Here is a 24,773-nt window from a genome sequence, read left to right as displayed (position 1 = left end):
TCACCTCGGGTTTGACGCTGCGATGGGGCCGAGACATGGCGCCACACCGACAGCGACGGCTCGATAGCGAAGGCAATGCTCGATTGTTTGCACTGATCAAGGACGCGGCATGGCCCACCTGTTACGAATCGTGATGATTCACGGTCACCTGGACGGCGTCGTCGAACTGGATGTCGATGGCCACACCAATATCTGCGGCACCAATGCCTCCGGCAAGACCACCCTGCAGCGCCTGGTGCCGGTCTTCTACGGCGAGCTGCCCAACAAGGTCGTGCCGAAGACGCGAATGAAGTTCGATGCCTTCTATCTGCCGCATCGCAACAGCTATCTGATCTACGAATATCGGCGCGAGGCCGGCAACGTCTGCCAGGCGGTGCTCACGCGCAAGAAGGAAGGCGGTCTGGAGTACCGCTTCGTCGGCGCGCCCTATCAGCCCGAAGACTATCTGGTGGAAAGTGGCGAGGGCGTCGTGGCACTGGATTATGCTGACTGGGTGAGCGGGCTGCGCCGTGCCGGCGTCAACGTCTCGTCCAAGCTCGGCGCGACCTCCGAATACCGCTCGGTGATCCAGAACGACTTCACCCAGCAGCAGGGCAACCGTCGTGAGGCCCTGAAACTTCGCCAGATCGCCGCCCAGTTCAGCCTGGTCAAGCCCGAGCGGCGCATCCGTCACATGGAAAAGCTGATCTCGGCGGTGCATGCCAAGGAGGGCAAGATGGACACCCTCAAGACCATGCTGGCGGCGATCTTCGAGGAAGACGGCGTCGAACTGCCGGTGACCCGGATCCGCAACACCAAGGCTCGCGAGTGGATCGCCCAGATGCGCCAGTCGATGCGCCTGGAGCCGCTTCAGCAGTCATTGGCTCGCCTGGAGGACGTGGATCGAGGCATTGCCGACCTAGAGTCGACATTGTGGCAACTCGGTCCCCAGCTGGACGCCGACCGTCATCGTGCCGAGCGCGTGCTGGCCGACGCCGAGGCCGAGCTCAACACCCGGCAGGAAGCCTTTCAGGCCCGCGAGCACGAGTACGAGCAAGCGCGTGATGCGTTCAACGACCGCATCAGCGAGCTTGCCAGCGAACTGGATCGCACCCAGCGCAGCCTGAACGACCTGCAACAGCAGTACGAGCAATACGCTGAGGCCGACATGCCCGCCCTGGAGCGGGACCTGGCCGAGCTGCCTCAGTGGCGCGAACAGGTCCAGCAATTGCAGCAGCACCTGGCCTTGATGCAGGACGCCGCCCAGGCGAATCAATCCCGGCTGGATGGGCGGTTGCGCGAGCTTTCCGACCACCTGTCACGGTGTACCGACGAGATCCAGGCGCTCATCGATGAGCTGGGCGACGAGAAGGCCGCCTGCCAGGAGCGGCAGTGGGCGTCCGAACGCGAGCTGGAAGCCCAGTACCACACCCAGCGAGCCGAGCTGGAGGCCGCCTATCAGACACGACTCGAGCAGGGCATCGAGCGCCTGGCCGACCTCAAGGCCCAACTCGCCTCGACCGGCCAGTCGCCCGAGGAGGCCCAGGAAAGCGAGCTGGCCCAGGCCAGGGTCGATCAGGCACAGAGCGATCGCAATGGTGCGGCCGGCCGCGTCGAAGGCCTGCGTCGCGAGCACGAGACCTTGCGTCGCGAGCGCGAAGCGGCCGAACAGGAACGGGAAAGCGCCAGGCAGCAGCTCAATCGAGCGCAACAGCGTTGGCAGGAGCTCCAGCGTCAGCGCGACCCGGCCGAGGGCAGCCTGCGTCACTTCATGCGTTACCACCGTCCGGGCTGGGAGCATCGGTTGGGCAAGATTATCGCGCCCGAGCTGCTCGAGCGCCGCGATCTTTCGCCTCGGCTGACGGAAACCGAGCACGATGGTCTATTCGGTGTGGCGCTCGACCTTGCCGCCATCGAACTGCCCGATCACGCACGCGACGAGGCGAGTCTCAATGAGGCCATCGAAGCCGCCGAGATCGAGCAGGCCCGTGCCGAGGCCGACCTCCAGGCTGCCGAGAAGCAACTGAAGGTTTGCCACGAGCGCGTTCAGGGCGTCGAGGAAACGCTTGGCCAGGCACGGCTTGCCCTGAAGCGGGCCGACGACGAGGTCGAATATGCCATGGATGCCCGGCATCAGCTCCAGGAGCGTCATGCCCAGCAGCAGAAAGCGCGCCGGCGTGACGCCGAACAGGCATTGGCCGACCAGCAGGCCGCCGACCAGGCCCTGCGCGCTGAAAAGCGTGAAGCCCTCGGCACGCTCGACGATACCCACCAGGCGCAGCTACTGGAACTGAAGGCCGACGGGCAGGCCCGGCTGGCGAGCTTCGACGCGCGGATCGACCAGCACAAGCAGCAACTCGAGGAGCTCAAGGCCGAGCACCAGCGTCAGCGCAAGGAACTGGAAGCCGCCTTCGATCAGGAGTTGCAGGAGCAGGGTGTCGACCCGGAAAGACTGAGGTCCACTCGCGGGCGCATTGCCGAACTGGAAGAGCGCATTCGTGTCACCGAGGGGCGTCGCGAAGAGCTCGACGCCTACAGTCGCTTCATGCGCGTCGAATGGGGCGAGCGCAAGCCGCAACTGGTCGACCGGGAAACGACCCTGACGCGCGACAAGCAAGCCGCCGAGCACCAGCGCGAACAGTGCCGCAGCGATTTCCAGGCCGCCAAGGTCGCGCACCAGGACGCCGTCAAGGCCTTGAAAGCCCGTCGCGATGGCGAACAAGAGATCATCGATGCCCTCAAGCCATTGCTGAGCCAGGTCGAGGGGCTTGGCCTGAGCGTTGCCAACCAGCCGATCAACGAGGCGCCCGGTGATGTGCATGAGCGCATCGAACGCACCCGTCAGGCACTGAGCCAGCGTGGCCGGGAGCTGGAGACGCTGCGCAAAGGGTGCGAGCAGGTCGAAGCGGATCTGATCAAGGGCGCCAGTCAGGGATTCGTCGAGACCCTGGACGCCGAGCGGGCCAAGCTCGGCGGCGACGGTGCGGAGCAGGGCGTCAGCCCGCGTCGCCAGTTGCCGCTGTTGCGTGGCATGCTCCAGCTGCTCGAGGACCAGCAGCAGCAATTGATCCAGCAGGGGCGCAACCTGGGGGCGGACCTAGACAAGTTCTTTACCGTCTTTCGCGACCTCAATCGCCGCATCAGCGCCCAGAGCCGGCGGCTATCGGAGGAAGTCGCCGACGACCTGCGCCTCGACGGCATCGGCAAGGCCGAGGTACGCATCCAGTCGACCATCGACGAGCTGGGCTTCTGGGAGCCGCTCAAGCGTTTCGCCCAGTTGTACCGCGACTGGGAGCATTCCACCCAGACACTGCCCAGCGACGATTACCTGGATGCCCTGGGCGACGTGGTGGACCTGCTGCGCCACGACCAGCAGTACAGCTTCGAGAGCCTGCTGCGGCTCGAGCTGCATCTGAACGAGGGCGGCACGGATCTGGTGATCAAGAACGATCGCCAGTTACTCGAGTCTTCGAGTCATGGCATGGCCTACCTGATCCTGTGCAAGTTCCTGCTGGCCTTCACGCGGCTGCTGCGCGGACCTTCGGAGATCGCCATTCACTGGCCCATCGACGAGATCGGCACCCTGGCTTACCACAACGTCGAGACCCTGTTCGACGCCTGCGACAGTAATCGCATTCATATCGTGGGCGCCTTTCCCAACCCGGAATCCGACGTTCTGCTGCTGTTCCACAACCGCTACCTTATCGACCGCGACGCCACCCAGCCGCACCGGCGCCGGCTGAAGCGCATCGAGCCGCGCCTGAGCCGTCTGGCCGAGCGCCTGCAAGCACGCACCACCGAGCCTGCCAATGAGGAGGTCCCGTCATGATCGAGCATGGTCCGCTGCTGGAACGCCTGCTGGCCGGCGAGTTCATCTGCGCGGTCAGCGATGACAGGGCTTTCCGCCGTCTCGAAGACCAGGAGGTGCGCGAACAGATCGACACCTACCTGCGCCCGCTCAATCGCCGGCTGGCCACCAATACCGAGGGCAGCGTCTACTTCCTGGCCTGGCGACAGCTCAACTACGAGGCGCGCGAGCAGCTATCCCGGCAGCTGAGCGATACCCTGAACAGCCTGATGCCGATGCTGGAATGGCTCCAGTTGATGCAGGAAGCGCTGGGCCACGATGCCCTGATCGCCCCCGGCGATGTGCTCAAGCCGGCCGAGCTGAGCGCTCGCTGTGAAGACAACCAGAGCCTGCGCGAGCATCTCGAGCGGCTCGCCGGCGACAGTTTTTTCGGCTCCCAGAGCGAGCAGCTCGATGCTCAGATGAAGCAGGTCTTCAAGCGACTCAAGGAACACGGCTATCTGCTTCAGCCCCATGCCGATCGCCAGGTCTACCTGGTCACCGGCAAGATCGACTACCTCATCGATCTGGTGCGGTTCATCCGCGACGAAGAGAATCTCCCTGTCGACGACGAGATGCCAAGGGCGCAGGAGAGTCTGCTGTGAGGGACGATCACGAGCTGGAGAGCCGGCTGATCACCACCGGCGTCGAGCGGCTGGCGCTGCTCGGCAAGCATGCCGATGCCCTGATGCAGGGCTATAGCCGCGACGAGGTGCCGCTGGAGGCCCTGAGCGAAACCGCGCTGCGTCGCTTGCTGGCCGCGCGCATCGTCTGGCGCCCCGACGACCATGGTGGCGTGAAGCTCGCCCCTCGGGTGCGCGAATTGATCGCCGAGATGCTGGCCGACGAAACCCGCCGCCACGTCAATGCCGATGTGGGCGAGACCCTGGAGCTGCTGCGCAGCCTGGTGCAGAGCTATCGCGAGGCCTTGAACCAGGGGGAACACTGGCGGCAGGAACAGCAGCTGCTGCGCCTGCGTCAGGCGGTGGATGACCTCAACGGCCGCTTCGCCGACGCCATCGACAGCCTCTGGCAGCGTCTCAACAGCGATTTCGGTTTCGTCAGCCGCTTGAACGACAAGATCCGCGAGAACGACCGGGCCCAGAAGCAGATCGTGCGCCTGCTGGACGGTCTGCAACTGATCGACTTCAACGAACTGATCGAGTTGGTCGGCACCGATGGCGCATTGCGCAAGCTGCTGATCAGCCAGTTGCAGCGTCAGCTCAGCCAGCACTACACCAGCCTGCGCGAGGTGCAGAGCCGTCTCACCGAGTTGATGGCGCGCTTTCGTCAGCAGCAATCACGCAGCCGGCTGGTGAGCGGCATGGCCGCCTTCCTGCGCGAGCATCCCAGCTTCGTGCCCGGCAACTACGCGCGTCGCAGCGAGGTGCCGGAGCTGGTCAACCGGGCCACGCCCCTGACCGCCGCCGCCGCACCGGCCCTGGACCACGAGCCGGATACCCGGGTGCTGACCGACCTTCTGCACCAGTTGCCGGCGCCGATGCACAAGCCTCGGGAGGTTGCCGCGGCAAGGCCTGCCGAGGTCGAGGAGCAGAGCCTGGTGGCGGCTCGTCAGCAGGCGCTCAAGCAGGACGTGGAAAGCTTCTATCTGTCGGTGATCGATCACCCCGACTCGTCTGGTATCAGCGCGCTGGCTTACTTGCAGGAAAGCGGCCTGGAATGGGGTGAGGAAATCTGGCTCTTCCAGGTCATCGCCGAGTACCAGGGCCTGCCGCGCAGCGAGCAGCGGGCCTTTCGTCTGCGCCAGGAAGAGACCCGGGCCAGTGCCTTCAATGACGTGAGGCTGATTCACGATGTCACCCTGCAACTGGCCACGGCATGAAGGGCCGTACGGTCGGCTTGTTAAAGTGGGGCTGGACGACCGATGATGGCATCGAGATCGAGATGGAAATGAGGGGAGGAGCATGCACATCCTGCGCCTGAACGCCGACATGGGCGAGAGCTTCGGTGCCTGGACCATGGGCATGGACAGTGAGGTCATGGCCCATGTGGACCTGGCCAATGTAGCGTGTGGCTTCCATGCCTCGGACCCGGACGTGATGCGCGAGACGGTCCGCCTGGCCGGGTGCCACGGCGTGACGGTGGGCGCGCATCCTGCCTATCCGGACCTGATGGGGTTCGGGCGACGCTCCATGGCCTGTTCGCCCGCCGAAATCGAAAATCTCGTGCTCTACCAGGTCGGTGCCCTGGCCGGCATGTGTCGCGCCGAGGGGCAGTCACTCGGTTACGTGAAGCCCCATGGTGCTCTCTACAATGACATGATGCGCGACCATGACATCCTGGCCGCCGTGATGCGTGCCGTGGCGGCCTTCGATGCCAGCTTGCCCTTGATGGTGATGGCCACCCGCGACAACAGCGCCGAATGGGGGCTGGCTCGCCAGCACGGCGTGACGCTATGGCGCGAGGCCTTCGCGGATCGTGCCTACGATGGCCAGGGGCGCCTGGTGTCGCGACGCGAACCAGGTGCGGTGCATCACGAGCGCGAGGTCATTGTCGACCAGGCTCGCCGCATCGCTCGTGGCGAGCCGCTGATCGCCAACGACGGCAGCGACCTGGTGCTTCAGGCCGATACCCTCTGCGTGCATGGCGACAATGCCGAGTCCATCGCAGCCATTGCCGCCATTCGCGAAGCGCTGGCGGAGGAGGGCCGGGCGACAGGGCGCTCCACAAACCAGGGCGGGCAGCCATGACAGCCGCGCTGCCGAGAATCGAGTCCGCCGGCCTGGACGGCTGGATGATTCGGCTGTTCGATGCCATCGACGAAGCCAACATGCCCTGGCTGACCGCCCTGGTGCGGCGCTGTGAGGCGAGCTTCGGCGATGCCTTGGTGGACCTGGTGCCGTCCTACACCACCTTGCTCGTGGTGTTCGATCCGTTGGCCATGGCCCCGGAGGAGGCCCGGCGCCGGCTCGTGGAACTGCTGGCCGATCTGCAGCCCGACGCAACGTGCGATGAGGCCGCCCCCCGCGAGTTACCGACCTGGTACGACCCCTCGGTGGGGCCGGAACTCGAGCGTCTGGCCGAGCGAGGTGACATGAGCGTCGAGCAGGTCATCGAGCGACACAGCCAGGTTGAATATCGTGTCTTCGCACTGGGCTTTGCGCCGGGGTTTGCGTTCATGGGGCGAGTCGACGAACGGATCGCCTGTCCACGACTGGAGACGCCGCGCCGTCGCGTGCCCAAGGGCAGCGTGGCCATCGTTGAACGTCAGACGTCGGCCTACCCGCTGGAGTCGCCGGGAGGCTGGAACCTGATCGGCCGTACACCGGCAGTGTTGTTCGATCGCCATCGCGAAGGCTTCAGCCTGCTGGCCGTGGGCGACCGGGTACGCTTCGTGCCCGTCTCGCGCGCCGAGTTCGAGCGGCTGGGCGGTGATGTCCGGAGTGTGGAGGCCAGCCAATGAGCGACCGGAAGACATGCCTCGAGGTGCGCCGTGCCGGCCCCTTGGCGCTGCTGCAGGATGCCGGTCGTTTCGGCGTACGACGCCTGGGCGTCACCCAGGGCGGCCCCGCCGATCTGCACGCCTGGGCCTGGGCCAATCATCTGGTCGGCAACGCCTGGGGCACCACGGCCCTCGAGGTGACGATGGGGGGCCTGGAACTCGAATGCACGGCCGATACCATCATCGCGGTGTGCGGTGCCGACCTCGGTGTGGCACTGGATGGCAATCCCTTGCCGCTCTGGGAAAGTGTGCGAATTCGACCGGGACAGCAGCTGGCCTTCGCTCAGCCGGTGAATGGCCTGCGTGCCTATCTGGCCATTGCCGGCGGCTTCGCTGCCGAGCCGGTTCTCGGCAGTACGGCCTGCGTACCCCGTGAGGGCCTCGGTGGCCTGGATGGGTTCGGTCACAAGCTGGAAGCGGGCGACAGACTGGAAGCCGAAGCGTCGTCGGCCGTGCCGGATGCCGGTGCTCGTGCGCCGCTAGATGAGCGACCCGACTATGCCGAGCCTCCGAGACTGGCCCTGTTGCCGGGCGCCCAGATTGCCGAGTTCGATGGTCGCAGCCTGTACCGGGCCTTCAATACGGCGTGGCGGGTCGATGACCGGGCCGATCGCATGGGAGTTCGCCTGCGCGGACCGGAGTTGCGTTGTCGACTTGGCGGCATGGTGTCCGAGGGGATCGGGCTCGGTGCGGTACAGGTTCCGCCGGATGGCCAGCCCATCGCGCTGCTCAACGATCGCCAGACCATCGGCGGCTATCCGCGCCTGGGTGCCCTGACACCACTGGCCTGTGCACGGCTGGCACAGTGCCTGCCGGGGCAGGAGGTGTATCTGATGGTCACTGCGCCAGAGCGCGCCCATCGCCAATACCGACGCTTTCGTGCCGGCTTCCGGTAGCTGTCGTCGCTGCCGCCGTCGGGCAAGCGCGGTGCGGCGATCTCAGATACCGAGCCCGCTTTCGCGCAGTAGCTGGTCGATGGAGAGTTCCGAATGCGAACGGCGAGGAGCGTCCTCGAACATCAGGTCAGTCTCGAGCTCATCGACCCCCTCGCTGACCAGACGCTCGATCAGCTCGGCCTTGGAGAGGCCAGTGCGCTCGGCGAGGCGCTCCAGGCGGGTTTCGAGTCCTTGGGAAAAGCGCAGAAAGTGCGGCATGGTGCGGTCTCCTGGCGAGATGATGCCAGTATAGGCCGACTTTGTGACAAACCGTTGACGCTCATTGGCGTGCTTCGTGAAAAAGCGCGGACGTCTAGGCCAGGCCGCGTCGTTCCATCACCTCCAGAATGATCGAGACCGGCGTCATCAGGTGATCGCGCATCATCTGGCAGGCCTTGTCGGCGTCGCGAGCGAGGATGACCTCGACCAGGGCGGCGTGCTCCTGGCGCTTGCGCGCCAGAGCCTCGTCGGAGAAGACCGTCTCATACAGCCATAGGTGGCGATAACGTTCGACCTGGTCGAAGAGGTTCTCGCGAATCTGCAGTAGATGCGGGGAATTGCAGCCGGCGGCGATGGCGTTGTGGAAGGCCTTGTGACGGGCGTCCCAGACATCGAGCATTTCGTCGGGGCTGTTGACCTCCATGACCTTGGCCAGCGTATGCGCCTTGGCGAGGATGTCGGCTTCCCAGGCATCGTCACCGCGCTGGATGGCCAGGTCGAGCACCAGTCCTTCGAGCTGTGCCCGGGCATCGTAGAGATCGGCGAGTTCCTCCCGGGACATCGGCGCGACCCGGTAGCCGCGCTGGCTGATGGCCACGACCAGACGCTCGGCGACCAGCTGCGAAAGCGCCTCGCGCAAGGGGCCGACACCCAGGTCGTAGCGCTGCTTGAGGCGACTCATCAGCAGCTTTTCGCCAGGCTGGAAGACGCCGCGAATGATGTCGTGCTTGAGGCTGCGATAGGCGCCGATACCGAGATTCTGTTTCGGGGTGCTGTCCATCGTTCTGCCGTTCACTGAAGTAGACGGACATGATACGCGAACAAGCTCGGGCGGGAAGGAGGGGAGGCGGAAGAGCGCCGCTTCGCGGCAGGAAATAGAGAAGAAGGAAGAGGGAAGAACCCCCAAACTAGCTTCGAGGCTGGGTCCTCCCTTCTTCCCTCTGCCAGCGGTGCTAGCTGCGCTCTGGTGTTAGCTCCTGCTTATGCAAGGCATTCCCGGCGGCGTCTTTCAGGGTAACGGTCAAGATTTCGCTCTCGCCATCGAGATCCACCTGGCCGAAGAACTGATAGCCCGCCGAAGGTGGCAGGTTGGCCTGGCCGTCGGGCGGCGCTTTCTGGAAGACGACCTCGGGCCCGAAGGTGGCGTCGAGGTCATTGGGGCCGAAGGTGCCGGCATGCAGGGGGCCGCTGACGAATTCCCAGAAGGGCCGGAAATTCTTGAAGGCGGCGCGCTCCGGCGCGTAGTGATGCGCTGCGGTGTAGTGCACATCGGCGGTGAGCCAGACCACGTTATGGACGTCATGGTCGCGTATGGCCTCGAGCAGTCGGGCGATTTCCTGTTCCCGACCCAATGGCTGGCCGGGTTCCCCATTGGCGACAGCCTCGAAATTGTCGCCATCGGTGACCACCAGGCCGATCGGCATGTCCGAGGCGATGATCTTCCAGGTGGCGGTGGAGCGCTTCAGGCTATCGATCAGCCAGTCGATCTGTTGACGGCCGAGCAGGGTGGCGCCGTCCTGTTGGCGATTGCCATCATTGCGGCCACGGAAGCTGCGCATGTCGAGCATGAACACCTCGAGTCCCGGCCCATAGGGAAAGCGACGGTGAATTCGCTGCGGCGCCTCGGGTTGCTGGCGTAGTGGCATATACTCGAGAAAGGCCTGGCGAGCGCGAGCTGAGAGCAACGAGACGTTGGTTTCGGTGTAACGCGGGTCGTCCAGCACCTCGCCGGAGAACCAGTTGTTCACCGTCTCGTGGTCATCCCATTGGGCCAGCATCGGCACCTCGGCATTCAGGCGTCGCACATTGGCGTCCAGCAGGTTGTAGGCATGCTGGCCCCGGTATTCGTCGAGCGTCTCGGCGACCTTGCTCTTGGCTGGCGTGACCCGGTTGCGCCAGATGCTGCCATCGGCCAGCTCGACGCTCTCCTTCAGAGGGCCATCGGCATAGATGGTGTCGCCGGAGTGAATGAAGAAATCCGGGCGTTGACGCCGCATGGTCTCGTAAGTGGTCATGCCGCCGCGCGATTCGTCGATGCCCCAGCCCTGTCCGGCCGTATCGCCGGACCAGACGAACCGGACATTGCGCTTGGTACTGGAGGGCAGGGGCAGCCGGCCGGTCACTGGCTCGCTGACGGCGCGATGATCGCCCAGGGCCGCAAACCGCACGCGATAGTGCAGGGTGTCCATGCCTTCGAGTCCGGTGACGTCCAGCTTGGCCGTGAAGTCTCGAACAGGCATGGCGTCGGGGCCGCGCAGTTGGCGTGCGCCCTTGAATTCTGGATTGTCGGCGATCTCCAACAGCATCCTGGACGGTCGGTCCGCGCGGGACCAGATCATGGCGCGATCGGTCAGCATGTCTCCGCTCATCACGCCCGAGGTGATCATCGGCCGGCGTGTCTCGGCAAGCACGATGGCGGGTGAGGCCAGGGCAGCGCCAAGTGCCACCCCGCCTTGCAGGCCAAGCCCCAGTACCTGGCGTCGTGTCGGCATGTCATCGGTCTCCTTGGGTCGTTATCGGCATTCAGGAGGCTAGGCAAAGTGGATGACAGTTCTATCGCCATCTGATGAACCTTGGATCACGGATGACATTTTTCAGTCAGTGTCAGCAAACAGCGACAATACAAAGTCGCGCGTTCATGTGGTGAGATAGGGACAAGATCGACTAGCGAGATTGGGAATGGCAAGACAAAGAAGTCACGCTGGCGGGTAACACCCAGGGGCGTGCGGGTCACGAACACCATCACGCCCAGGGGAGTAACAAAAACTTACATATTGTTCAGGTACTTCTGTACCACGACTTGGGTCTTTCGGCTGGTCGTCATTGCCGTAAATCCATAGAATGGCCGGCGGACTGTGCCTCGGTACTCTTGGCGCAATAGCCGCCGGAGGCCGCAGGAAGCGGCGCCATACAAACGCAACTCGACAGGGCAAGGGAAATCGCCCGGAGCAATCCCGGGGCGGTAGCGTGCCTCGGCGAACTTGGAGTCTCATATCACATGGCAATGGATGCCTGGCTCAGTATATTCAGCGTAATCGCCGTCCTGGTGGCCCTGGCCGTCACGCGTATCGCGGCGGATGCCATCCTGATGGCGGCCATGGCGTTTCTCGTGGTCAGCGGCGTGCTCGAACCTGCCGAGGCGCTGGTCGGTTTTTCCAATACCGGCGTCATGACCATCGCGGCCCTCTATGTCGTTGCCGCCGCCCTCAAGGAAACCGGTGCGGTACAGTGGGTGGCGAATGGGCTGCTGGGGCATCCCAGCTCTCTCAAGAAGGCGCAACTACGGGTCATGCTGCCCGCGTCCAGCCTCAGTGCCTTCATGAACAACACCACCGTGGTCGCCATGTTCATACCGGCACTACAAGAGTGGTCCCGCAAGCTCAAGTTATCTCCTTCCAAGCTGCTCTTGCCGTTGAGCTACACCGCCATCCTCGGCGGTACCTGCACGCTGATCGGGACGAGTACCAACCTTGTCGTCGATGGCCTGCTTCAGAGCGAAAAGGGCGTGTCGCTGGGCATGTTCGAGCTCGCGCAGGTCGGCCTGCCTATCCTGCTGATCGGCGGTGCTTTCCTGATCCTGTTCTCCGACCGCTTGCTGCCGCGTCGCGAAGGGGTGATCGAACAACTCGACATGGCGCGTGAGTACAGCGTCGAGTTCGTGGTCAACGAGAGCGGCCCCCTGGCCGGCAAGACCATCTCAGAGGCTGGGCTGCGTAACCTGCAATACGGCTACCTGACCGACATCGAACGCGATGGCCGCCTGATGACCGCCGTTCCCCCCGAGACCCAGCTCGAGCCCGGCGATGTGCTGGTCTTCATCGGCGCGCCGGAATGTGCCCGCGAGCTTCGCCAGGTCCGGGGAGTGACGCCCGCCAATGGCGACATCCACAAGCTGGATGTGGCCAACCATCAGCGTTGCCTGGTCGAAGCCGTGATCGGGCCGGATTTCACCGGTGTCGGACACACGGTTCGCGAAGCCCGGGTGCGCTCGCGCTTCCAGGCAGTGATTCTGTCGATTTCCCGTCAGGGACGCCGCCTGCCTGGCAAGGTGGGGGATATCCGTCTGCAGGTGGGCGATACGCTGCTGATGGAAACCGGCCACGACTTCGTAGAGCAGTATCGTTACCGGCGCGACTTCTTGCTGGTCAGCGCCCTCAACGACTCCACGCCACCCAACTTTCACAAGGCGCCGCTCGCCTTGGCGGTGCTGGGCCTGATGGTCGGCGTGGCAGGCCTGGGCCTGCTCTCGATCTTCGAGGCCGCGCTGTTGGCCGGTGGCGGCGTGCTGATGACTGGTTGCATCACCGTCAGCAAGGCGCGTCGTTACATCGATCTTTCCGTGTTGACCGTGATTGCCGCCTCCTTCTCGTTGGGCGCGGCCATGACCAGCTCCGGCGCCGCCCAGGCCATCGCCGGCGCAGTGGTCAGCGACAGCATGTCGCCCTGGTTGGCACTGGCCATGATCTACCTGATGACGACACTCTTCACCGAGATCATCACCAACAATGCGGCGGCGGTATTGATGTTCCCCATCGCCATGTCGGTGTCCGAGCAGCTCGGTGTCAATTTTATGCCATTTGCCATCGCTATCATGTTTGCTGCCTCGGCCAGTTTCATGACACCGCTGGGCTACCAGACCAACCTGATGGTCTATGGTCCAGGTGGCTATCGACTGATCGACTATCTGCGCCTGGGCGCACCGCTCAGCCTGCTCGTCGGGAGTACGGCGGTGGGGCTGATACCGTTGGTGTGGGGGTTCTGACCGCTATGCGGTCAGAAAACTTAAAGTTTGAAGCCGGAAGCTGGAAGAAAAAGCAACTGCAATCTAACCCCCAGTTCTGGTTTTGCCCCCGGGGTGACTTCCAGCATCCAGCCGCGAAGCGGCGCTCTTCCAGCTTAGAGCCAGCTTAAAGCTTAGGGCTAATAACCAAGGAGACTCTTTTGACTGATTTTGTAACGGATGACATGCGAGACCGACTGCTTGCCGGTGTCGATGCCGCGGGCCGAGAGGTGCTGGAAGTCTATAATCGGTCCTATCAGGTGGAAACCAAGGAGGATGACAGCCCTCTGACCGAGGCGGACATGGCATCCCATCACGCGCTGGTGGCCTTGCTCGAGTCCGTGACACCCGGTGTGCCGGTGCTGTCCGAGGAGTCCGGCGATATTCCCTACGAGACTCGCCGTACCTGGGATCGCTACTGGTTGATCGATCCGCTGGACGGTACCAAGGAATTCATCAAGAAGAACGGCGAGTTCACCCTCAACGTGGCGCTGGTGGAAAACGGCGACCCGGTGTTCGGCATCGTCCATGCGCCAGTGCTCGATACGACCTGGCACGGGCAGGTCGGCCAGGGCGCCTGGAAAGTGGAGCAGGGCGCCGCGAAGCGCATCCAGGTTCGTGCCCTGCCTGGCGAAGGCGGCGTCGCCTGGAAGATCGTCGGCAGCCGCTCCCACGGCTCGGAAGCGTTCGAGGCTTTCTGTGCTCGCCTGCCGAAGCACGAGCGGGTCTCCATGGGCAGCTCGCTCAAGCTATGCCTGGTGGCTGAGGGGCAGGCGGATCTCTATCCACGCCTGGCGCCCACCAGCGAGTGGGACACCGCCGCCGCCCAGGCGGTCGTCGTGGCCGCCGGCGGGCAGGTGCTCAATGCCGAGACCCTTGAACCCCTGCGCTGCAACCAGCAAGATTCGGTACTCAACCCATTCTTCATCGTCTGCGGTGAGCGCGATCAGCGCTGGACCGATGCGCTAGGCGAGAGCCTGGCCGAGACGTAGTTGGCTTCTCCCTTGAAGGCGTGTCGCATCGCGTTTTCTCCTTCAGCGTTATCGCCGCGCTTTGCCGGCTTGAAAGCTTCTTTCCAGTGCCAGAAAACTCAATGGAACGACCGATATGGAAATAACACCCGAACGCCAGACTCACCTCAAGCAGCTCGAGGCCGAGTCGATCCACATCATTCGCGAGGTGGCCGCCGAGTTCCGTAACCCGGTGATGCTCTACTCCATCGGCAAGGATTCCTCGGTGATGCTGCACCTGGCGCGCAAGGCCTTCTATCCCGGGCCGCCGCCGTTTCCGTTGATGCACGTCAACACTACCTGGAAGTTCAAGGAAATGATCAAGTTCCGTGACCGCATGGCCGAGGAGGCCGGCATGGAGCTGATCGAGCACATCAACCAGGAAGGGGTGGAAGCCGGGATCAACCCCTTCGACCACGGCAGCTCGAAATACACCGACATCATGAAGACCCAGTCGCTCAAGCAGGCGTTGGACAAGTACCAGTTCGATGCTGCCTTCGGCGGAGCCCGTCGCGACGAGGAGGCCAGTCGCGCCAAGGAACGGGTCTTTTCCTTCCGCGACAAGCACCACCGCTGGGACCCCAAGAACCAGCGTCCCGAGCTGTGGAATGTTTACAACGCCAAGGTCAACAAGGGCGAATCCATCCGCGTCTTCCCGCTCTCCAACTGGACCGAGCTGGATATCTGGCAGTACATCTACCTGGAATCCATTCCCATCGTTCCGCTGTATTACTCCGCCCCGCGTCCGGTGGTTCACCGCGACGGCATCGACATCATGGTCGACGACGACCGCATGCCGCTCGAGGAGGGCGAAGTGCCCGAAGAGAAATGGGTGCGTTTCCGTACCCTGGGCTGCTACCCGCTGACCGGCGCGGTGGAATCCAAGGCCACCACCCTGCCCGAAATCATCCAGGAAATGCTGCTGACGAAGACCTCGGAGCGCAGCGGCCGCGCCATCGATCACGACCAGGCCGGCTCCATGGAGAAGAAAAAGCGGGAAGGGTACTTCTGAGGTGTGAAGCGCCTCAGAAAGCTGTAAGCCGGAAGCTTGAAGCTTGAAGTTCAGCCTTCACTACATGAGCTAATCTGCATGATAGTCATGGAAGCGGGGGATCGAGATGGACTTCGAAAAGCTGCAAGTGTGGAAACGTTCGGCCAGATTATCGGCCGAACTTTATAAGGAAATGCGCAATTTACATGATTTTGGTTTCAAGGATTAGATTACGCGCACCGGCCTATCAGTACCCAGTAATATCGCGGAAGGCATGACTCGCGGAACCCTGAAAGATAAATGCCGGTTCCTATTGATTGCTAAGGGTTCATGTGCCGAATTACGAACACAAATTTACATCGGTATCGACATTGGCTATATCGACAAGGCTATTGGTCACCGATGGATACAGGAAACTCGTGAAATTGCCGCCATGCTTTCAGGGCTGGTAGGCAAACTCACAAATGAATAAATCTGCTGTGTGGCGAATGGGGTGGAAGTTCTTCCAGCTTCCAGCTTTCAGCTTCCAGCTTCCAGTTAGGGATGCGTTATGTCACATCAATCTAGTTTGATCGCGGACGATATCGAAGCCTATCTCAAGGAGCACGAGAACAAGGATTTGCTCCGTTTCATCACCTGCGGCAGCGTCGATGACGGCAAGTCGACCCTGATCGGGCGGTTGCTGCACGACTCCAAGATGATCTACGAGGATCAGCTGGCCGCGATCACCCAGGCCTCCAAGACCAGCGGGACCACCGGCGACGAGGTGGATCTGGCACTGCTGGTGGATGGCCTGCAGTCGGAGCGGGAGCAGGGCATCACCATCGACGTGGCGTACCGCTTTTTCTCGACCGACAAGCGCAAGTTCATCATCGCCGATACGCCGGGGCACGAGCAGTATACCCGCAACATGGCCACCGGGGCCTCCACGGCGAGCCTGGCGGTGATCCTGGTCGATGCGCGTCACGGCGTGCAGACCCAGACTCGCCGACACAGCTTCATCGCCGACTTGCTGGGCATCCAGCACCTGGTGGTGGCGATCAACAAGATGGATCTGGTCGACTACTCCGAGGAGCGCTACAACGAGATCGTCGCGCAGTACCAGGAGATCGCCGACAAGCTGAATGCCCCGGATATCCGCTTCGTGCCGATGTCGGCCCTGAAGGGCGACAATGTGGTCAACAAGAGCGAAGCGATGTCCTGGTACGAGGGGCCGGCGATGCTCGAGCTGCTCGAGACCGTCGAGATTCGACACGACCAGAACCTGCGTGACCTGCGCCTGCCGGTGCAGTACGTCAATCGTCCCAACCTGGACTTCCGGGGCTATTGCGGCACCTTGGCTGCCGGTGTGTTGAAGCCGGGCCAGGCCATCCGTGCCTTGCCTTCCGGGAAGACGTCTAGGGTCGAGCGCATCGTCACCTGGGATGGCGATCTGGAGGTTGCCTACCCGGGACAGGCCATCACCGTGACGCTGGAAGACGAGATCGACATCTCGCGCGGTGACTGGATCGTTGCCGAGGATGCCCAGGTGCCGCTGGCTACCAGCTTCGAAGCCGACATCGTCTGGATGCACGAGAAGGCACTCGAGCCCGGCAAGCTGTATGATCTCAAGCTGGCCACCCGCGACATGGCCGGCAAGGTGAAGGCCATCGACTACCAGGTCGACGTCAATACCCTCGAACAGCGCCACGCCGATCACCTCGACCTCAACGCCATCGCGCGCTGCCAGGTGGAGTTGACCGCGCCGGTGCCGGTCGACGACTACCGTACCAGCCCGGGTACCGGTAACTTCATCATCATCGACCGACTCACCAACATCACCGTGGGCGTCGGGATGATTCATCAGCCGCTGGAAAGCGAGCTGCCGTACGAGTTCCGCGAGCACGACAGCAAGGCCAATGTGGTGTGGAATCGCACCAGCGTCACCCAGGCCATGCGTGAGCAGATCAATGGCCATGAAGGCAAGTGTGTCTGGTTCACTGGCTACTCCGGTTCCGGCAAGTCGACCCTGGCCAACGCGCTGGAAGTCGAGCTCAATCGCCGCGGTTATCACACCATGCTGCTCGACGGTGACAATATCCGCCATGGCCTGTGCAAGGACCTGGACATGGGCGAAGGTGACCGTGCCGAGAACATCCGCCGGGTGGGTGAAGTCGCGCGGCTGTTCGCCGAGGCCGGCGTGATCGTGATCACTGCCTTCATTTCACCGTTCCGCGCTAACCGCGAGGCTGCTCGCGAACTGTTCGACGAGGGCGACTTCATCGAAGTCCATGTCGACACCCCGCTGGATATCTGCGAGCAGCGTGATCCCAAGGGGCTCTACCAGAAGGCGCGTGAAGGCAGAATCCAAGACTTCACCGGTATCAACAGCCCCTACGAAGCGCCGAGCAACGCTGAGGTGACGGTCAACACTGAAACCATGAGTCAGCAGGATATCCTGACCCGTCTCCTCAAGGAGCTCTGACTCATCACCCGTTAGACAGGCACGCACGGCGGCGACCCGAGGGTCAACGCCGTGCGCTGCATGCGGGTATGCGGTTGCCTGGTAGCCGCCGCCCTTCCATCATGAAGTGCCGCCGCAAGCAAGGGCCAGGCCCGGGCGGCGCCGATCAATTCGAAGCGGCGGCGACTGCCATGCCGATATTGCAAGGGAAACCAATATGGAAAAACGACAATTCAGTGGCATGTTCCGCATGGGAGCGACATCGCGTCCCTGGAGACGCCGCCATGCATCCGCGATGCTGGTGGCGTTCGCCGTGAGCTTGTCGGGTTGCGCCACGCAACAGGGGCAGAATCCCTCCGGCTCGGTCATCGACGGGCCCACCCAGGGCACCCAGCTAGGCTCCAATCTCAATGGCTTTCTCAGCCAGTCCGGTCCCGGTGCCACTGTCGTGTTGCAGGATAGTCCCTGGGGAGGGAACGTCGAGGTGATGGCGGATGCGACGTACTACGCGGCAAGCGGTCGTGACTGCCGGCAACTGCAGATCATGCAGTTGCAGGGCGGCAATGTCCGCTCGGCAGTGGCCTGCAAGACGTCCGATGGCAGCTGGGTCTCGCAGCGGCTGGTAACGCAAACCCAGGCAGGGAGAATGAGCCGGTGATCAATCGCGACACTTCGACGTTGGGCGCCCTGCTGGTAGCGGGCTTGTTGCTGCTGCCCGGCTCGGCAAATGCCCAGAGCTTCCTGCAGTCGGGCATCGGTGGCTCGGAGCAGCAACAGCAGAGCCAGGGGCAGTTCCAGAGCGCGTCCGGACAAGCGCAGAGTGGCGGGCAGAGCAGCAATGTCGATGCGACGCCCCGCGCCAACTGGGAGAGCGCCAACTATGGCCCGGTGGTCAAGCCCAACCGCTACGGGATGAAAGCCGAGCCTCCCAAGGCCGAAATGGACAAGCTGGACCCCTTCGGGGCCAACCTTTTCGAGGGCGGCTTCCGTGGCACCATGGCCGATGGCCTCAATTCCAGTTACAAGATCAAGCCCGGTGACCAGGTGACGTTGCGTGCCTGGGGGGCCGTGGAACTTGACCAGACCGTGCCCGTGGATGCCCAGGGCAATATTTACATCCCCTCGATCGGGCCGGTGCAGGTACAGGGGATGAACAGTCAGCAGCTCGATGCCCAGGTTCGCCAGGCGATTCAGGATGTCTATCCCCAGGACGTGCAGGTGTACACCAACCTGCAAGGCGTCCAGCCGGTGGGCGTGTTCGTCACCGGTTATGTCGAAAATCCGGGGCGTTACGCTGGCACTCCCTCCGACTCGGTACTCTATTTCCTCGATCAGGCGGGAGGCATCGACAAGGATCTGGGCAGCTACCGGCAGATCCGGGTAGAACGAGGTGACCGCACGGTCGCCACCGTTGATCTCTACGATTTCCTGCTCGACGGTGATATCCAGCGTCCGCAGTTCAAGGACGGCGATACCATTGTGGTCGAGGAGCGCGGCCCGGCAATTGCCGTGACCGGCGACGTGAAGCGTGAATATCGCTATGAGCTGCAAGGGCAACAACTCAGCGGACGGGATGTGCAGCAGCTCGCCCGCCTGAACAGTGGTGTCTCGCACGTGTTGCTGCGCGGTGATCGCAGTGATGGTCCGATGGCCGAGTACTTCCCGCTCGATGAGTTCGCCAGCCAGACCGTGCAGAGCGGTGATGAAGTGCTGTTCAGTGCCGACAAGCGTGCCGAGACGATCGTCGTCGAGCTTGAGGGCAGCTTCTATGGCCCCTCCCGTTATGCACTGCCACGCAATGCACGCCTTGGCGAGTTCCTCGATGCGGTCGGCGTGCCCAAGGACATGACCAGCGTTCACGATATTTCGATCCTGCGTGAAAGCGTCGCCAAGCAGCAGGAAGAGGCACTCGAAAAGAGCCTGCAACGCCTGCAGACGACCTACCTGGGTTATCCGGCGCGCACCGCGGAAGAGGGCAAGATTCAGGTACAGCAGGCCGAGTTGATCGAGCGTTTCGTGCAGAAGGCCTCGAAGGTCGAGCCCACCGGCCAGCTGGTCGTGGCGCGCGGGAATAGCGGCATCGCCGATGTGCGCCTGCAGGACGGCGACGTCGTCAAGATCCCCGAGACCAACGATGCCATCCTGCTCAGTGGCGAGGTCACCATGCCGCAGGCCGTGGTCTATACGCCTGGCATGTCCGTCGAGGACTACATCGAGCAGGCGGGTGGCTTTACGCCGCGTGCCAACGACGATGAAATCCTGGTGGCGCATCGCAATGGCGCCGTTATCCCGGCGGATGACGCGGAACTGCGTGCCGGCGACGAGATCATCGTGTTGCCGAGGGCGCCGACCAGCAACCTCGAGCTTGCCAAGTCGATCACGCAGATCCTCTATCAGGTTGCCGTGGCCACCAAGGTCGCGCTCGATCTGTGACGAGGTCTGAATGCTCAGGCGGCCTTGGCGCCGCCTGAGTGCTTGCTGACGGGGTTACCCCACCATGTTTGACATATTTTCTCGCGGTACTAGCGGTACCGAACGTTCGCCATGGCAAGTCACGCGCAGTGTCTGGTATGCCATGTTCCTGCGTGAGGCCATCTCGCGCACCATGACCGACCGCATGGGCTGGTTCTGGATGATTGCCGAGCCTGCGGCCTTCACGCTGATCATGGTCAGCATTCGTGGCTTCATCCGGGGAGATCGTCTGATCGTTGGGGCTGAATTCATTCCTTGGATGATCGTCGGGCTGATGGGCTTTTTCCTGATCCGTGAGGGATTGATGCGTGGCCTGGGCGCCGTGGAGGCCAATCAGGCGCTGTTTGCCTATCGCCAGGTGCAGCCCGTGGACTCGGTGCTGGTGCGCAATTTTCTGGAAGTCATGCTGCGCACCCTGATCTTCCTGCTCTTTATCGTCGGTGCCTTGATGCTGGGCACGGATCTCATGCCGGATCATGCCCTGTATGCCATGTGGGACTGGTTCTCACTCTGGTGCCTGGGGCTCGGGCTTGGCTTGATTGTTTCGGTAGCCGGTACCCTGGTGCCGGAAATTGGCAAGATCGTGCGGATGCTGAGCATGCCGTTGTTGATTCTCTCTGGCGTGATTTTTCCGCTACATCAGCTACCGCACTGGCTGCTGGAATACGTCATGCTCAATCCCATCGTCCATGGACTGGAGATGCTGCGTGCCAGCTTCTTCGAGGGCTACCACGTCGTGCATGGCACCAGCATGACCTATTTCTGGGCCTGGACGTTGAGCACGCTGGCTCTCGGCCTGTTGATGCACATGCGCTTCAGGGATCGCCTCAAAGCCAGATAAGCCGACAGGCCACTCATGATCGAAATTCGCAACCTTTACAAGCGTTACCATAACCATCACGGCAGCCCTTGGGTGCTCAAGGACATCAACCTTTCCTTTCCCAAAGGGGTGAGTGTCGGTCTGGTAGGGCGCAACGGCGCCGGTAAATCGACGTTGTTGCGGCTGATTGCCGGCATGGATCATCCCGAGCGGGGCAGCATCGAGCGCAATTGCCGTGTTTCCTGGCCGATCGGCCTGGCGGGAGGCTTTCAAGGCTCGATGACCGGCCGCCAGAACGTCAAGTTCGTTGCTCGAGTGCATGGTGGGCGTAACAAGGAACAGGAAATTATCGATCGGGTGCAGGACTTCGCCGAGATCGGCGATGCTTTCGATGAACCGATCAAGACCTATTCTTCCGGCATGCGTTCCCGCCTCAACTTCGGCCTCTCGCTGGCGTTCGATTTTGATGTCTATCTCTCCGACGAGGCCACCTCGGTAGGTGACCGAGCCTTCAAGGCCAAGGCCGCCAAGGCTTTCAAGGACAAGGTCGGCCAGGCCAGTCTGATCATGGTTTCCCACGGTGAGGGCATTCTCAAGGATCTCTGCCAGGCAGGCGTGTATCTGCGTGATGGAGAAGCCTTCTGGTACGATGATGTGGAAGAAGCCATCGAGGCCTATCACGCCGAAACGGATGGCAATAGCGAGGACCACCCGCTTGGTCCGCCGGTCAGGCCGGCGCGCCTTGCCGAGCCCTCCACTCAGGACGAAGCACGACAGCAGCTACAACGGCGCCGCAAGGAGTTGCAGGATGCCAGGGCGCTGTTCGAGGAAGCCAAGGAGAAGGACTTGATCCCTCGCCAACGTCGCCACTATGGCGATGCCTTCCGTACCGCCCAGCAGAACTTCAAAGACGCGCAAGCACGGCTGAAAGCCTTTCAGGAAAGTCCAGACGACGGTGCCGGATAGCCCCGTTGTGATCTCATCGTCAAGTGTACTCGGTAAGGTCGGCGGGAACCCGAAAGGCCTTCGAGAGTGCTGAAGTCTTCACGTTACCAGGTTTGTTGCTAATTCTATGGCCTCAAAAGAACGTATCAAAAGCCTATTGAAACACCAGCCACATTGGGTACTCGCCTGTGTGGCCATCCTGCTGGTTGCCTTCTATTGGGCACTTTGGGCCGAAGACCGCTATGTCTCGCGCGCCACGGTCGTGATGGAAAGTCCGCAGCTTTCCCAGGCGGATGTCAGTTTCTCCTCCATTCTGACCGGTACGTCCAGCGATACCGACTTGTTGCTGTTGCGGGAATACCTGCTTTCTGTCGATATGCTCAAGCAGGTGCAGGAGCAGCTCGATTTTCGTTCGCATTACAGTGAGCATGGCGATGTGTTCGCGCGGTTGAATGATGCCGAAGCGCCCATTGAATCGCTTCACGAGTACTACCAGAAGCGCGTCACCGTCGAGATGGATGAATATGCCGGTGTGCTGAATATCGAGGTGCAGGCCTATACGCCGGAGTTTGCCCAGCAGATGGTGCAATTGCTGCTCGATGCCGGTGAGCGCCATATGAACGAGATGGGGCAACGGCTCGCACAGGAGCAGGTCCGCTTCCTGGAACAGCAGCTCCAGCGACTCAACGATCGCTTGAAAGAGTCTCGAGCCGATCTGTTGGAGTTCCAGAACCGTGAAGGGCTTGTGGCGCCGCAGCAAACCGTGGAAAGCATCAATCAGGTCGTCGCTACGCTCGAGGGCAACCTGGCTCAGCTCAAGGCACAGCGCCAGGCGCTTGCCAGCTACCAGAGCGAACGCTCGGCGGACATGCAACGTGTTCAGAGTGAAATCGCGGCCCTGCGCGAGCAGATCCAACAGCAGCGTGACCGTCTAGCCCAGGCAACTGGCGAATCGCTCAACCGCGTGTCCTCCGAGTATCAGACGCTCGAACTCCAGGCTCAGTTCGCTCAGGAGACGTATTCCAGCGCGCTCTCCGCACTCGAGAACACGCGACTGGAGGCGGCACGCAAGCTCAAGCAGGTCAGCATACTGCAAAGCCCGCTGATGCCGGAATATCCGACGAAGCCGGATCGGCTGTACAACACCACGGTATTCGCGCTTGCCACCATCTTCCTGGCCTTCATTTTCAGCATGCTGGTGCTGATCATTCGGGACCATCGTGACTAGGAGTGTCACGACAATGTCAGGTACCGATTTCAACCGCTAACACGAAGTAACCTTATGTCACGACTCGATGAAGAAGCATTGCTTCAGAAATCTTCACTGTTCGATGCCGAATGGTATCAAGCCTGCTATCCCGATGTACGCTATGCTGGCATGACGCCTGAGCAGCACTTTCTGGAATATGGCTGGCGTCTCGGGCGTGATCCGGGGCCCCGATTTTCCACGGCGGCCTATCTCCAGCGGCATGACGATGTCCGCCGGGCTGACGTCAATCCTCTCTTGCACTACCTGCGCAATGGCGAATCGGAAGGCCGCCGAATCGATCCGGCCTCGGAAGTCCCCCGCACGCACGTAAAGTCCGCCCCGCCGCCGCTGCCAAGTCAGCAGCCCCGCGAGATTCCGCAGGACAGGGAAAGGCAGCTGGAACATCAGTTGGAGGATACCCAGCAATTGCTCGAGTACTACTTCAGACGCTGCCAGGAACTGCAAGGCCAATTCCTGGATCATTGATCGATCGGCAATTTTTCCATTGTTCTCACCCACGATTAAGGAAGATGATGTGACTGAGAAATGCAAGGTTCTTACCGTGTTCGGTACTCGGCCCGAAGCCATCAAGATGGCGACGCTGGCTCTGCAACTCGCTGCGGACGAGCGCTTCGATGCGCGAGTATGCGTTACCGCTCAGCATCGCGAGATGCTTGATCAGGTGCTCAGTCTCTTCGAGCTTGTACCCGAGTATGACCTCGACCTGATGAAGCCCGGTCAGGATCTCAATGATGTGACGACCGGGATCCTTCAGGGCATGAAAGGCGTACTGGAGGACTTCCGCCCGGATATCGTGCTGGTTCACGGTGATACTGCCACCACCTTTGCTACCACACTGGCCTGCTACTATCAGCAGATTCCCGTGGGGCATGTGGAAGCCGGCTTGCGTACCGGCAATCTCTATTCACCCTGGCCGGAAGAAGGCAACCGCAAGCTCACCGGTGCCCTGGCTGCCTTGCATTTTGCTCCCACCAATACCTCGCGCGATAATCTCCTGAAAGAGGGGGTTGCCCCCGACTCGGTTTATGTGACCGGCAATACCGTGGTGGATGCACTGCTCGATGTGACCGGCAAGCTGGAAGACGACGCGCGACTGGCGGCCGATCAACGGGCGCGCTTCCCCATGCTGGACGATAACAAGCGGCTGATCCTGGTGACCGGGCATCGCCGTGAAAGCTTTGGTGGCGGTTTCGAAAACATCTGCAGGGCACTGGCCGAAACAGCCCAGGCCCATCCCGATGTGCAGATTCTCTATCCAGTGCACCTGAACCCCAACGTGAGCGAGCCGGTCAATCGCCTGCTGGGCAATATCGAGAACGTGCACCTGGTGGAGCCCCAGGACTACCTGCCGTTCGTCTACTTGATGAACCGTGCCGATATCATCCTGACCGACTCAGGGGGGATTCAGGAAGAGGCTCCTTCCTTGGGCAAGCCGGTACTGGTAATGCGCGATACCACCGAGCGCCCCGAGGCCGTGGCTGCCGGGACTGTCAGGTTGGTGGGTACCGATGTTGATACCATCACCGGCGAGCTGACCTTGCTGCTCACGGATCAGGATGCCTACAACGCCATGAGCTTTGCCCATGGGTCATCATCTAA

General features: G+C 62.1%; 21 protein-coding genes. 18 read left to right on the top strand and 3 right to left on the bottom strand.

The features are described 5' to 3' along the window. The first annotated feature begins 109 nt into the window (after positions 1 to 109). The 6 genes from A9O65_RS01985 to A9O65_RS01960 all read left to right on the top strand — a co-directional run bounded on the left by A9O65_RS01985 (position 110) and on the right by A9O65_RS01960 (position 8,185). Positions 110 to 3,808, top strand: coding sequence for an ATP-binding protein (locus tag A9O65_RS01985; protein ID WP_064701214.1), 3,699 nt, complete (start codon positions 110 to 112; stop codon positions 3,806 to 3,808). Then, complete coding sequence (locus A9O65_RS01980) at positions 3,805 to 4,431, top strand: condensin complex protein MksE (RefSeq protein WP_064701213.1); 627 nt, start codon at positions 3,805 to 3,807, stop codon at positions 4,429 to 4,431. Before A9O65_RS01985 ends, A9O65_RS01980 begins: the two co-directional genes overlap by 4 nt. Continuing rightward, complete coding sequence (locus A9O65_RS01975) at positions 4,428 to 5,669, top strand: hypothetical protein (RefSeq protein ID WP_064701212.1); 1,242 nt, start codon at positions 4,428 to 4,430, stop codon at positions 5,667 to 5,669. The genes A9O65_RS01980 and A9O65_RS01975 overlap by 4 nt, the downstream gene beginning before the upstream one ends. Before the next feature lie 82 nt (positions 5,670 to 5,751). After that, the gene (locus A9O65_RS01970) at positions 5,752 to 6,537 is read left to right on the top strand and encodes a 5-oxoprolinase subunit PxpA (protein ID WP_064698266.1); all 786 of its coding nucleotides are present in this window, start codon (positions 5,752 to 5,754) and stop codon (positions 6,535 to 6,537) included. Further along, positions 6,534 to 7,250: a 5-oxoprolinase subunit B family protein gene (locus tag A9O65_RS01965; protein ID WP_064701211.1), complete on the top strand. Its 717-nt coding sequence runs from the start codon at positions 6,534 to 6,536 to the stop codon at positions 7,248 to 7,250. Before A9O65_RS01970 ends, A9O65_RS01965 begins: the two co-directional genes overlap by 4 nt. Beyond that, positions 7,247 to 8,185, top strand: coding sequence for a 5-oxoprolinase subunit C family protein (locus A9O65_RS01960; protein WP_064698268.1), 939 nt, complete (start codon positions 7,247 to 7,249; stop codon positions 8,183 to 8,185). Before A9O65_RS01965 ends, A9O65_RS01960 begins: the two co-directional genes overlap by 4 nt. Before the next feature lie 42 nt (positions 8,186 to 8,227). Here A9O65_RS01960 and A9O65_RS01955 read toward each other — a convergent pair whose 3' ends face one another. The 3 genes from A9O65_RS01955 to A9O65_RS01945 all read right to left on the bottom strand — a co-directional run bounded on the left by A9O65_RS01955 (position 8,228) and on the right by A9O65_RS01945 (position 10,935). Further along, positions 8,228 to 8,443, bottom strand: coding sequence for a ribbon-helix-helix protein, CopG family (locus tag A9O65_RS01955; RefSeq protein ID WP_064698269.1), 216 nt, complete (start codon positions 8,441 to 8,443; stop codon positions 8,228 to 8,230). 94 nt (positions 8,444 to 8,537) lie between these two features. Beyond that, on the bottom strand, positions 8,538 to 9,224 hold the full coding sequence (gene csiR, locus A9O65_RS01950; RefSeq protein ID WP_064701210.1) for a DNA-binding transcriptional regulator CsiR: 687 nt from the start codon (positions 9,222 to 9,224) through the stop codon (positions 8,538 to 8,540). Positions 9,225 to 9,396: 172 nt separating this feature from the next. Beyond that, positions 9,397 to 10,935 carry an alkaline phosphatase D family protein gene (locus A9O65_RS01945; RefSeq protein WP_064701209.1) on the bottom strand — a complete coding sequence of 513 codons (1,539 nt, stop codon included), beginning with the start codon at positions 10,933 to 10,935 and terminating at the stop codon, positions 9,397 to 9,399. 506 nt (positions 10,936 to 11,441) lie between these two features. On the opposite strand from A9O65_RS01945, the gene A9O65_RS01940 reads away from it, so the two are divergent. The 12 genes from A9O65_RS01940 to wecB form a co-directional block, all read left to right on the top strand. Next, a complete protein-coding gene (locus A9O65_RS01940) occupies positions 11,442 to 13,205 on the top strand; it encodes an SLC13 family permease (protein WP_064701208.1) in 1,764 nt (587 codons plus the stop codon). Between the two features lie 203 nt (positions 13,206 to 13,408). Next, positions 13,409 to 14,215 carry a 3'(2'),5'-bisphosphate nucleotidase CysQ gene (gene cysQ / locus A9O65_RS01935; protein WP_064698273.1) on the top strand — a complete coding sequence of 269 codons (807 nt, stop codon included), beginning with the start codon at positions 13,409 to 13,411 and terminating at the stop codon, positions 14,213 to 14,215. A 115-nt stretch (positions 14,216 to 14,330) separates the two neighbouring features. Continuing rightward, positions 14,331 to 15,245 (top strand): sulfate adenylyltransferase subunit CysD, encoded by a 915-nt coding sequence (gene cysD / locus A9O65_RS01930; RefSeq protein ID WP_064701207.1) that lies wholly within the window; start codon positions 14,331 to 14,333, stop codon positions 15,243 to 15,245. A 208-nt stretch (positions 15,246 to 15,453) separates the two neighbouring features. After that, positions 15,454 to 15,696: a four helix bundle protein gene (locus tag A9O65_RS16855; RefSeq protein WP_258027399.1), complete on the top strand. Its 243-nt coding sequence runs from the start codon at positions 15,454 to 15,456 to the stop codon at positions 15,694 to 15,696. A 78-nt stretch (positions 15,697 to 15,774) separates the two neighbouring features. Then, the gene (gene cysN, locus A9O65_RS01925) at positions 15,775 to 17,688 is read left to right on the top strand and encodes a sulfate adenylyltransferase subunit CysN (protein ID WP_064701206.1); all 1,914 of its coding nucleotides are present in this window, start codon (positions 15,775 to 15,777) and stop codon (positions 17,686 to 17,688) included. Positions 17,689 to 17,884: 196 nt separating this feature from the next. Beyond that, entirely contained in the window at positions 17,885 to 18,325 is a 441-nt protein-coding gene (locus A9O65_RS01920) for an RT0821/Lpp0805 family surface protein (protein ID WP_254783098.1), read from the top strand. Beyond that, positions 18,322 to 20,100, top strand: coding sequence for a polysaccharide biosynthesis/export family protein (locus A9O65_RS01915; RefSeq protein ID WP_064701205.1), 1,779 nt, complete (start codon positions 18,322 to 18,324; stop codon positions 20,098 to 20,100). The genes A9O65_RS01920 and A9O65_RS01915 overlap by 4 nt, the downstream gene beginning before the upstream one ends. 64 nt (positions 20,101 to 20,164) lie before the next feature. Next, positions 20,165 to 20,980 carry an ABC transporter permease gene (locus A9O65_RS01910; protein WP_064701204.1) on the top strand — a complete coding sequence of 272 codons (816 nt, stop codon included), beginning with the start codon at positions 20,165 to 20,167 and terminating at the stop codon, positions 20,978 to 20,980. A 15-nt stretch (positions 20,981 to 20,995) separates the two neighbouring features. Next, positions 20,996 to 21,925: an ABC transporter ATP-binding protein gene (locus A9O65_RS01905; protein ID WP_064701203.1), complete on the top strand. Its 930-nt coding sequence runs from the start codon at positions 20,996 to 20,998 to the stop codon at positions 21,923 to 21,925. Between the two features lie 106 nt (positions 21,926 to 22,031). After that, the gene (locus A9O65_RS01900; RefSeq protein ID WP_064701202.1) at positions 22,032 to 23,132 is read left to right on the top strand and encodes a KpsE/RkpR family capsule polysaccharide export protein; all 1,101 of its coding nucleotides are present in this window, start codon (positions 22,032 to 22,034) and stop codon (positions 23,130 to 23,132) included. A 54-nt stretch (positions 23,133 to 23,186) separates the two neighbouring features. Then, entirely contained in the window at positions 23,187 to 23,639 is a 453-nt protein-coding gene (locus A9O65_RS17145) for a hypothetical protein (RefSeq protein WP_139180656.1), read from the top strand. 106 nt (positions 23,640 to 23,745) lie between these two features. Beyond that, positions 23,746 to 24,773: non-hydrolyzing UDP-N-acetylglucosamine 2-epimerase (wecB, locus tag A9O65_RS01890; protein ID WP_146077110.1), on the top strand; the 1,028-nt coding region annotated here is incomplete at its 3' end.

This window comes from Halomonas caseinilytica, from assembly GCF_001662305.1.
GTDB lineage: Bacteria > Pseudomonadota > Gammaproteobacteria > Pseudomonadales > Halomonadaceae > Halomonas > Halomonas caseinilytica.
This window is presented reverse-complemented; position numbering and strand designations above follow the sequence as displayed.

Bases quoted from the DNA above. Each gene is read 5' to 3' on its own strand.
- A9O65_RS01985 (WP_064701214.1), top strand. From the start codon at position 110: ATGGCCCACCTGTTACGAATCGTGATGATTCACGGTCACCTGGACGGC.
- A9O65_RS01980 (WP_064701213.1), top strand. From the start codon at position 3,805: ATGATCGAGCATGGTCCGCTGCTGGAACGCCTGCTGGCCGGCGAGTTC.
- A9O65_RS01970 (WP_064698266.1), top strand. From the start codon at position 5,752: ATGCACATCCTGCGCCTGAACGCCGACATGGGCGAGAGCTTCGGTGCC.
- A9O65_RS01965 (WP_064701211.1), top strand. From the start codon at position 6,534: ATGACAGCCGCGCTGCCGAGAATCGAGTCCGCCGGCCTGGACGGCTGG.
- A9O65_RS01960 (WP_064698268.1), top strand. From the start codon at position 7,247: ATGAGCGACCGGAAGACATGCCTCGAGGTGCGCCGTGCCGGCCCCTTG.
- A9O65_RS01955 (WP_064698269.1), bottom strand. From the start codon at position 8,443: ATGCCGCACTTTCTGCGCTTTTCCCAAGGACTCGAAACCCGCCTGGAG.
- csiR (WP_064701210.1), bottom strand. From the start codon at position 9,224: ATGGACAGCACCCCGAAACAGAATCTCGGTATCGGCGCCTATCGCAGC.
- A9O65_RS01945 (WP_064701209.1), bottom strand. From the start codon at position 10,935: ATGCCGACACGACGCCAGGTACTGGGGCTTGGCCTGCAAGGCGGGGTG.
- A9O65_RS01940 (WP_064701208.1), top strand. From the start codon at position 11,442: ATGGCAATGGATGCCTGGCTCAGTATATTCAGCGTAATCGCCGTCCTG.
- cysQ (WP_064698273.1), top strand. From the start codon at position 13,409: ATGCGAGACCGACTGCTTGCCGGTGTCGATGCCGCGGGCCGAGAGGTG.
- cysD (WP_064701207.1), top strand. From the start codon at position 14,331: ATGGAAATAACACCCGAACGCCAGACTCACCTCAAGCAGCTCGAGGCC.
- cysN (WP_064701206.1), top strand. From the start codon at position 15,775: ATGTCACATCAATCTAGTTTGATCGCGGACGATATCGAAGCCTATCTC.
- A9O65_RS01920 (WP_254783098.1), top strand. From the start codon at position 17,885: ATGGAAAAACGACAATTCAGTGGCATGTTCCGCATGGGAGCGACATCG.
- A9O65_RS01910 (WP_064701204.1), top strand. From the start codon at position 20,165: ATGTTTGACATATTTTCTCGCGGTACTAGCGGTACCGAACGTTCGCCA.
- A9O65_RS01905 (WP_064701203.1), top strand. From the start codon at position 20,996: ATGATCGAAATTCGCAACCTTTACAAGCGTTACCATAACCATCACGGC.
- A9O65_RS01900 (WP_064701202.1), top strand. From the start codon at position 22,032: ATGGCCTCAAAAGAACGTATCAAAAGCCTATTGAAACACCAGCCACAT.
- A9O65_RS17145 (WP_139180656.1), top strand. From the start codon at position 23,187: ATGTCACGACTCGATGAAGAAGCATTGCTTCAGAAATCTTCACTGTTC.